Genomic DNA, 7,051 nt, shown 5'->3' with positions numbered 1-7,051 from the left:
GGGATCGCTCGGCTCGTCTGTCGGCGCTATCCGCAGATCCATGCTTGTCGGTCCCTCCACCCTGGCTCCTACATACCTCGTAGGAGCCGGGAGGAACATACAAGCCCATGCTCGGCTGGCCGTTGCGATCGGAAATGGTCGCCCTGTTGTAGAGCCGAGCCCGTGCTCGGCTGGTCGTTGCAAGAAGCAGCCGAGCGTGGGCTCGGCTCTACAGAAAATGGCCGCGCCATTGTGCTCGGCTGGTCGGTGCGAAAAGCAGCCGAGCGTGGGCTCGGCTCTACCCCTGTCTGGCCGGCGGTGCCGCCTTTGGCGCGTCGTCACACACGCGGTGCTTGACCACGGTGTCACCCACCTTCCATTGCTTCACGACACGGCAGTTCTCCTTCACCGCGGGAGCTTTCGAAGCTCGGGCACCGGCCGCATCCGCTTCATCGGCAGCGGCCGACTGCTGGCGCTCCAGCCACGCCGAGGTTGGCGCCGGTGACTGCGCCAGTGCGGGTGCCGCCAGCACGGCCAGCGCAACCATCAGCAGCGCCTTCATGCCGTCACCGCACGGCCACCCAGCAGTCGTGCCGGCAGCATGAACAATGCACGCAGGAACGCGAACACGGCGGAGAAGGTGATGCCGACCAGGCGCAACGGCAGGCTCAGCAGCCAGACGAACGGCCAGGCAACCAGCGCCAGCAGCGCCAACGGCCAGCACAGCACGAACAGCAGGCACCACACGCCCAGCGCGAACAGGGTCTTCATGACGGTCTCCTTGGGCGGCACCCTGCCGCCTAAGACCACCGTGCCGCCCGCCAGCGGCCGCCGCAAACGGATTGCGACGAAACCGGGCTGGGGGCGATGAAATCCGGGAAATCGGCCGGGCATGGCCCGGCGCTACCGCCTCAGCGGCCGCCGCTGCTCAGGCGCAGGCCGACGCTGCTTGACCGATCACTGCCCCGCGCCTGTTCATGGCCCAGCAGCAGCGACAGGATCCAGCCGCGCGCGATGGACACGTCCACGCCAGCTGACAGCGACAGCAGATCGTCGTTGTAGCTGCGCATCGCCAGGCGGTAATCCTGCGGACGCGCCCACTCGGCGTAGTTCAACGTCGCCTCGCCGCGGTCCTGCAGCGCCTGCCGGTACTCGATGCTCCAGAACGGGCGCAGGCGCGCCTCGGCTGTTTCGACCGCGCTGCCTTCCACGCCGAACGCCAGCGCGCGGCTGTCGACGACCTGGCGGCCGTAGGCCAGATCCAGTTCGCCCAGCCCATGCTCGCGGTAGGCATCCAGCGTGCTGCGGCTGCCATCCACCCGTGCGTAGCCACTCATGCGCATGCCCGACAGCACCTGCTCATAGCCAAGCGCCAGCGAACCGAACCACTGCGAACCCTCGCGACGGGCCACCGCGATCGCGCCGGCATCGCGGCTCCAGCGCTGCAGGTCGAAGCGCAGGTCGCCGGTGGCCAGCACCGCATCGACGAACACGTGTTCGTTGCCGCGCCACAGGCCGTACAGCGCCAGCGAACGCTGGTCGGCCTGCAGGCGCGTGCGCGCATCATCCTGCTCGCTGTCGTTGCGGCCGATGCTGCCGGCCACGCCCCACAGAGCACTGTCACCAAGACGACGATCCACGCCCACGGTCAGGCCGTCGCTGCGCAGGTCGTACCGCCCTGCCCCGGTCGGACCACCCCGGCCATAGGTGGCCGAACCCGAGGCCCAGGTGCCCCAGCCGGCGGGCAGCAGCGGACGTTCGTCCGCAATCGCCTGGCCCAGCGGCAGCGACGCCGCGTCAGGTCCACGCGCGCCGGTCGACACCGACAGCGTATTGCTGTCGGCGTTACCGCCGGCACGCACCTGGCGCAGGCGCTCGCGGATGTTGGCCTGCTGCGCGTTGGCGAAGCGCACGCTGGCGTCCACCTGCGCCTGCAGCAGCCCGGTCACGCTTGGGTCACGGGTCGGGTCCAGGCGCACGTTCACCGCCAGCACCAGCTCGACACTGGCGGCGGCGTAGCTGCCCGCAGCGGCCTGTTCGGCGGTGATCACCGCACGACCTTCGCCGTGTACGTGCACGGTGCGGCCTTCGACGCTGGCCACCGCGGTGTCGCTGCTGCGGAAGCTGAAGGCCCCTGGGCTGTCGCTGGTCGGCAGCGGCAGTTCGAAGCTGCCCTGCTCCAGCAGGCGCTGCAGGTCGGCACTCCACGCCAGCATCGGCACGGCCAGCGCGATCTCGACAATGCGTTGCTGCTGCGGTGCCGCTTCATGGTTGGCATCGCCGTCCTGGTCCACCGTCAGCACGCAACGCCCTGCTGCCAGCATCGCGACGCGCGTGCCGCTGACGCTACAGACCGCGGGGCTGCCGCTGCCGAAACGCAGCGGCTGACCCGACGCACCGCCCTGTGCAGAGACCTCGAAGCTGCCGCCCTCGCTGTAGACCGGCGTTGCCGGGTCCACGCTGAAGCCGGTGATCGCCTGCGCGGCCTGCGCGATCTTCAGCTGGTAGCGCGCCACACCGGTGAAGCCGTAGGTATCGCTGACTTCCACGTCGAAATCGAACACGCCGGCCAGGGTAGCCACGCCCTGCAGCTGGCCGTCGCTGGACAGCAGTACGCCAGGCGGCAGCGCGCCCGACATCAGGCGGAAGGCATACGGCGCGGTACCGCCACGCGCCTGCAGGCGCAGGCTGACCGGTCCCGCCTGGGTTGCCGGCGGCAGCGGCGCTTCCACTTCCTCGATCTGCGGCGCCGCCACGCTGAGCACGAAGGCGCGACGCGCGCGGAAGGGACCCGTGCCGGAACTGCTGTCGGTCACCTCGACTTCGATCTCGAAACGACCTGCGGCGACGGGCGTACCCGCGAGGTGCCCGCTGCGATCCAGGCTGAGGCCCGTCGGCAGACTGCCGCCAACAATCGCGTAGGTGTAAGGCGCTGCCCCACCGCTGCTGGACAGCAGTGCGTCCAGCGCGGTACCGGCCACGGCGTGCGGCAACACGGCGGACTGCAGGACCACGGTCGGCGTGCCAATGGTGATCGTGATGCTGGCGGGCGCCGACGTGCGGAAGCCATCGCTGATGGTGTAGGTGATGCTGTCGGTGCCGGCATAGCCTTCGGCCGGCGTGTAACGCAGCGTCATGCCCTGCACGTCAACCCGGCCATGCTGCGGGCCAACGGCCACCTGCACCTGCTCGACCACACCGGCCACCGACAGCGGCAGCTCGACGGCGGCAGCCCCGTAAGGCACCGCAATGCTGGAATCAGACACGTCCAGATCCGGCAACGGCACCACCGCTGCCGAGGCAGCCGACGCCACGCCGCTGCCGTACTCGCTGCGTGCAACCACTACGAAACGGTAGGTACTGCCATTGGCCAGGCCACGCACGGTGATCGGCGAGCTCGTACCGGTTGCGCTGATGCCGCCCGGTTGCGCGGTCACCGTGTAATCGACGATGGCACCACTGCCGGCAGACGCCGCATCGAAATAGACCTGCACCTGTCCATCGCCGGCCACGCCGCGCACGTTGACGACGGCCGACGGCAGGTCGGCGCCCACGCGTACGCCCGTGGTCGCCCCCACATTGACCAGCACCGCACGCGCTTCGGTGCCCTGCGCATTGCGCAGGCTGCCGGCGGCGGCCTGCAGCGATTCCACCTCGATGCCATCCTCGTCGCGGTCGTCGGCCTGCAGCGTGTACTGGAAGCGCAGCACGCTGTCCTGCGCACCCGTCTCCACCGTCGAAAGCGTGGCCACCCGGCGCTGGCTGCCGATGCGCAGCAGCAGCTGCGGCGCAGCGCCGACCTGCAGAGCCTGGTCGAACTGCACCGCAAAGGCCAGCACCTGGCCGGCAATGTAGCGACCGACCGACGGCACCTGCACGCCGGTCACCACCGGTGCGCCCTGCACGGTGAGCGGGTCGGACGGCAGCGACGCCGCGCCGGCACCGGCCGCATTGAAGGCGATGACGACGAAGCGATGCGCAATGCCGGCCGGCAGCCCGTCGATGCGCAGCGGACTGCCGCTGCCGCGCACGCTCTGCCCGCCCGGCAACGCCTGCAGCAGATAGCTATCGACCGCGCTGCCGCCATCGAACACCGGCGCCTGGAAGCTCACGTCCACGCTGCCCGCGGCAAGCATCACCGCAGTGATGCGTGGCGCGCCTGGCACCACGGCCAGCACGGTGAACGAGCGGCTGACGCGTGCTGCGGCATGGGTCGCCGCGTCACCCGCCTGGTCGGCATCGATGCTGCAGGTGCCTGCCGCAAGCAGGGTCACCCGGCCATCGGCAGCGACGCTGCAGACCCGGGGCGTGCTGCTGGACAGCGACACCGGCAGGCCACTGCTGGCAATGGCCAGCACCTGCGGCGTGCTGCCGAACGGCTGTGCATCGAGCGCGTCGAACTGGATCATCTGCCCGGTCATCGGCGTGACCGCGGCGCTTGCCAGCGACGGCTGGCTGGCCTGGCTGCCGTTGTTGGCGATCACCTGGAACTGCACGGGCATGCCATTGGCAAGACCGGTCACCGTGATCGGCGACTGCGTGCCGAGCGCCCACTCGCCCGTGGACGCCATCACGGCGTACTCGACAATGGGGGCACCGCCAGTCTGCGTCGGTGCGCTGAAGCTGACCACGGCCTGGCCATCGCCGGCGACAGCCGCGACCTGGCCGGGGGCATCGGGCGCGATGGCCGCGATGCTGCCCGCCAGCGGTTGGTGTGCGCTGGCGCCCGCTGCATCGGTGACCTCCACGCTGACGCTGAACGTGCCCGCGCCCTGCGGCGTGCCATGCAGGCGGCCCGAGGGTTCAAGCACCAGCCCGGCGGGCAAGGTGCCGATGTTGATGGCGAAGTTGTAAGGCAGGCTGCCGCCGCTGGCGGTCAGGTGGACATCAACCGGCGAGCCAACGCTGAACTGCTGCGTCGCAGGGGCAGCCAGCTGCAGCGGTTGCGTGGCGGTGGAGATGCAGTTGATCTGGACCGGGCTGATGTACCTTCCGGTCTTGATGCTCATGAACAGGCCGTTGGCCACCAGGAAGCTGCTGTCCACCGCTCCGCTGTGCGCTCCTGCAGATCCGGTGTTGCTGCGGTAGTCGTAGCCTCCCGTGCCGAAACTCAAACTGCGGAAAATGATGGCGTCTGCCGAGTTCGGCGGTTTGCCGATGTTCTCGCCGCTGTCTGTGAAACGGACCGTCAGCGACTCGCCTGGCAGGAAGGCCCCCTGTGCGAACGTCCGGGTCTCGTTGGTCGTGGTACCTATCAGGTTGATGGCCTCGCACGCCGCCGACGCCGCCTGCGCAACACCCGTACCTGCCAGCAACTGCAACAGCACAATGTACATCCAGGCGACGCCGCGCCCCACCCCACGCTTCCCTGCTGCCGCCGACATCGATTCGTTCCCCATGAATGAAGGGGGCGCACGCACCGCTCCATCGCCGTGCGTGCAGCAATGGGTCATGGACCGTGATGTCCCCCCCTGGTACCGGTGTTAACGGCACGCAAGGGACGAACTTGAGCGCCGGGCATTACCCGGCGCGGGACTTACTCGAACGAACCAACCGAATCGTGGGACAGGTTGTCGAAGCGCGTGTATTCGCCGAAGAATTTCAGCTTGCACGAACCGGTCGGGCCACCACGGTGCTTGCCGATGATGATCTCGGCCAGGCCCTTGTCCGGCGAATTTTCCTTGTTGTAGTAATCGTCGCGGTAGATGAAGACGATCATGTCCGCGTCCTGCTCGATTGCGCCCGATTCGCGAAGGTCGGCCATCACCGGCCGCTTGTCGGTACGCGTTTCCAGCGATCGATTCAGCTGCGAAAGCGCGATCACCGGCACGTTCAGTTCCTTGGCCAGGCCCTTCAGCGATCGCGAGATTTCCGAAATTTCGGTCGCGCGGTTTTCGCTGTTGCCCGGCACGCTCATCAGCTGCAGATAGTCGATCACGATCAGGCCAAGGTCGTGCTCGCGCTTCAGGCGGCGGCACTTGGAACGCAGGATCTCCGGCGACACGCCTGGCGTATCGTCGATGAAGATCTTGGTTTCCTTCAGCATCCTGATCGCGCTGGTGACCCGGCTCCAGTCCTCGTCTTCCAGCTGGCCGGTGCGCAGGCGCGAGGCGTTGATGCGGCCGTTGGAGGAAATCAGGCGCATCGCCAGCTGCGATGCGGACATTTCCATCGAGAACACGGCCACGCCCTTCTTCGACTTGATCGCCGCGTACTCGGCGATGTTCAGCGCGAAGGTGGTCTTGCCCATCGCCGGACGCGCGGCAAGGATGATCAGGTCGGTCGGCTGCAGGCCGGCGGTCATCGCATCGAAGTCGGTGTAACCAGTCGGCAGGCCGGTGATGTTGCCGCCGTTCTCGAAGCGGTTGCGCAGCTCTTCAAACGCATCCTTCAGCGCGCCGGGCATGGCCACGAAGTCGGTACGGCCACGCGCGCCCTGCTCGGCGATGGCGAACACGCTCTTTTCGGCCGAGGCCAGCAGTTCGCTGCTGTCGCGGCCTTCGGGCTGGAAGCCGTCGTTGACGATGTCGGTGCCGACCTGGATCAGCTGCCGCAGCACCGCCTTGTCACGCACGATCTCGGCGTAGGCCACGATGTTGGCCGCCGACGGCGTGGTGCTGGCCAGCTCGATCAGGTAGGCGCCATCGCCGACCAGCTCCATCCTGCCCTGCGATTCGAACCACTCGCCCAGGGTCACCGCATCGAACGGACGCTCGCGCTCGGACAGCTCGCGGATCGCCCGGTAGATCATCTGGTGATCGCGGCGATAGAAATCGGTCTCGGTCAGCTGATCGTTGACCCGGTCGTAGGCTTCCGGGGCCAGCATCAGGCCACCCAGCACCGCCTGTTCGGCTTCCACCGAGTGCGGCGGCACGCGCAGCTGGTCGATGCGCGATTCGTCGCGATCGCGGTCGAAGCCATCGCCGCGCTCTTTGCGGTTGGAACGGAAGCCGGAACGGGCGGACATGCTGCGGTGTTTCCTGCGAAAGTGGGCCAGACGAGTGTAGGCATGCGCCGACCCCGGCGGCCATGGACAAGCCTGTGGATAAGCCGTGGACGAACCGGGGATATC

Annotated in this window: 4 protein-coding genes; all 4 read right to left on the bottom strand. The window is 68.0% G+C overall.

What is annotated here, in order from left to right; genetic code table 11:
- Positions 1-277 precede the first annotated feature (277 nt).
- On the bottom strand, positions 278-541 hold the full coding sequence (locus tag FJU31_RS18960; RefSeq protein ID WP_150456119.1) for a hypothetical protein: 264 nt from the start codon (positions 539-541) through the stop codon (positions 278-280).
- Positions 538-750: a hypothetical protein gene (locus FJU31_RS18955; RefSeq protein WP_150456118.1), complete on the bottom strand. Its 213-nt coding sequence runs from the start codon at positions 748-750 to the stop codon at positions 538-540. The genes FJU31_RS18960 and FJU31_RS18955 overlap by 4 nt, the downstream gene beginning before the upstream one ends.
- 140 nt (positions 751-890) lie before the next feature.
- Complete coding sequence (locus FJU31_RS18950; RefSeq protein WP_188115539.1) at positions 891-5,306, bottom strand: autotransporter domain-containing protein; 4,416 nt, start codon at positions 5,304-5,306, stop codon at positions 891-893.
- 209 nt (positions 5,307-5,515) lie between these two features.
- Entirely contained in the window at positions 5,516-6,946 is a 1,431-nt protein-coding gene (locus FJU31_RS18945) for a replicative DNA helicase (protein WP_150456116.1), read from the bottom strand.
- Positions 6,947-7,051: the final 105 nt, after the last annotated feature.

Source organism: Stenotrophomonas cyclobalanopsidis (genome assembly GCF_008710035.1).
Taxonomy (GTDB): Bacteria; Pseudomonadota; Gammaproteobacteria; order Xanthomonadales; family Xanthomonadaceae; genus Stenotrophomonas; species Stenotrophomonas cyclobalanopsidis.
The sequence above is the reverse complement of the archived record's forward strand: the minus strand, read 5'-3'. Positions and strand labels throughout refer to the sequence as shown.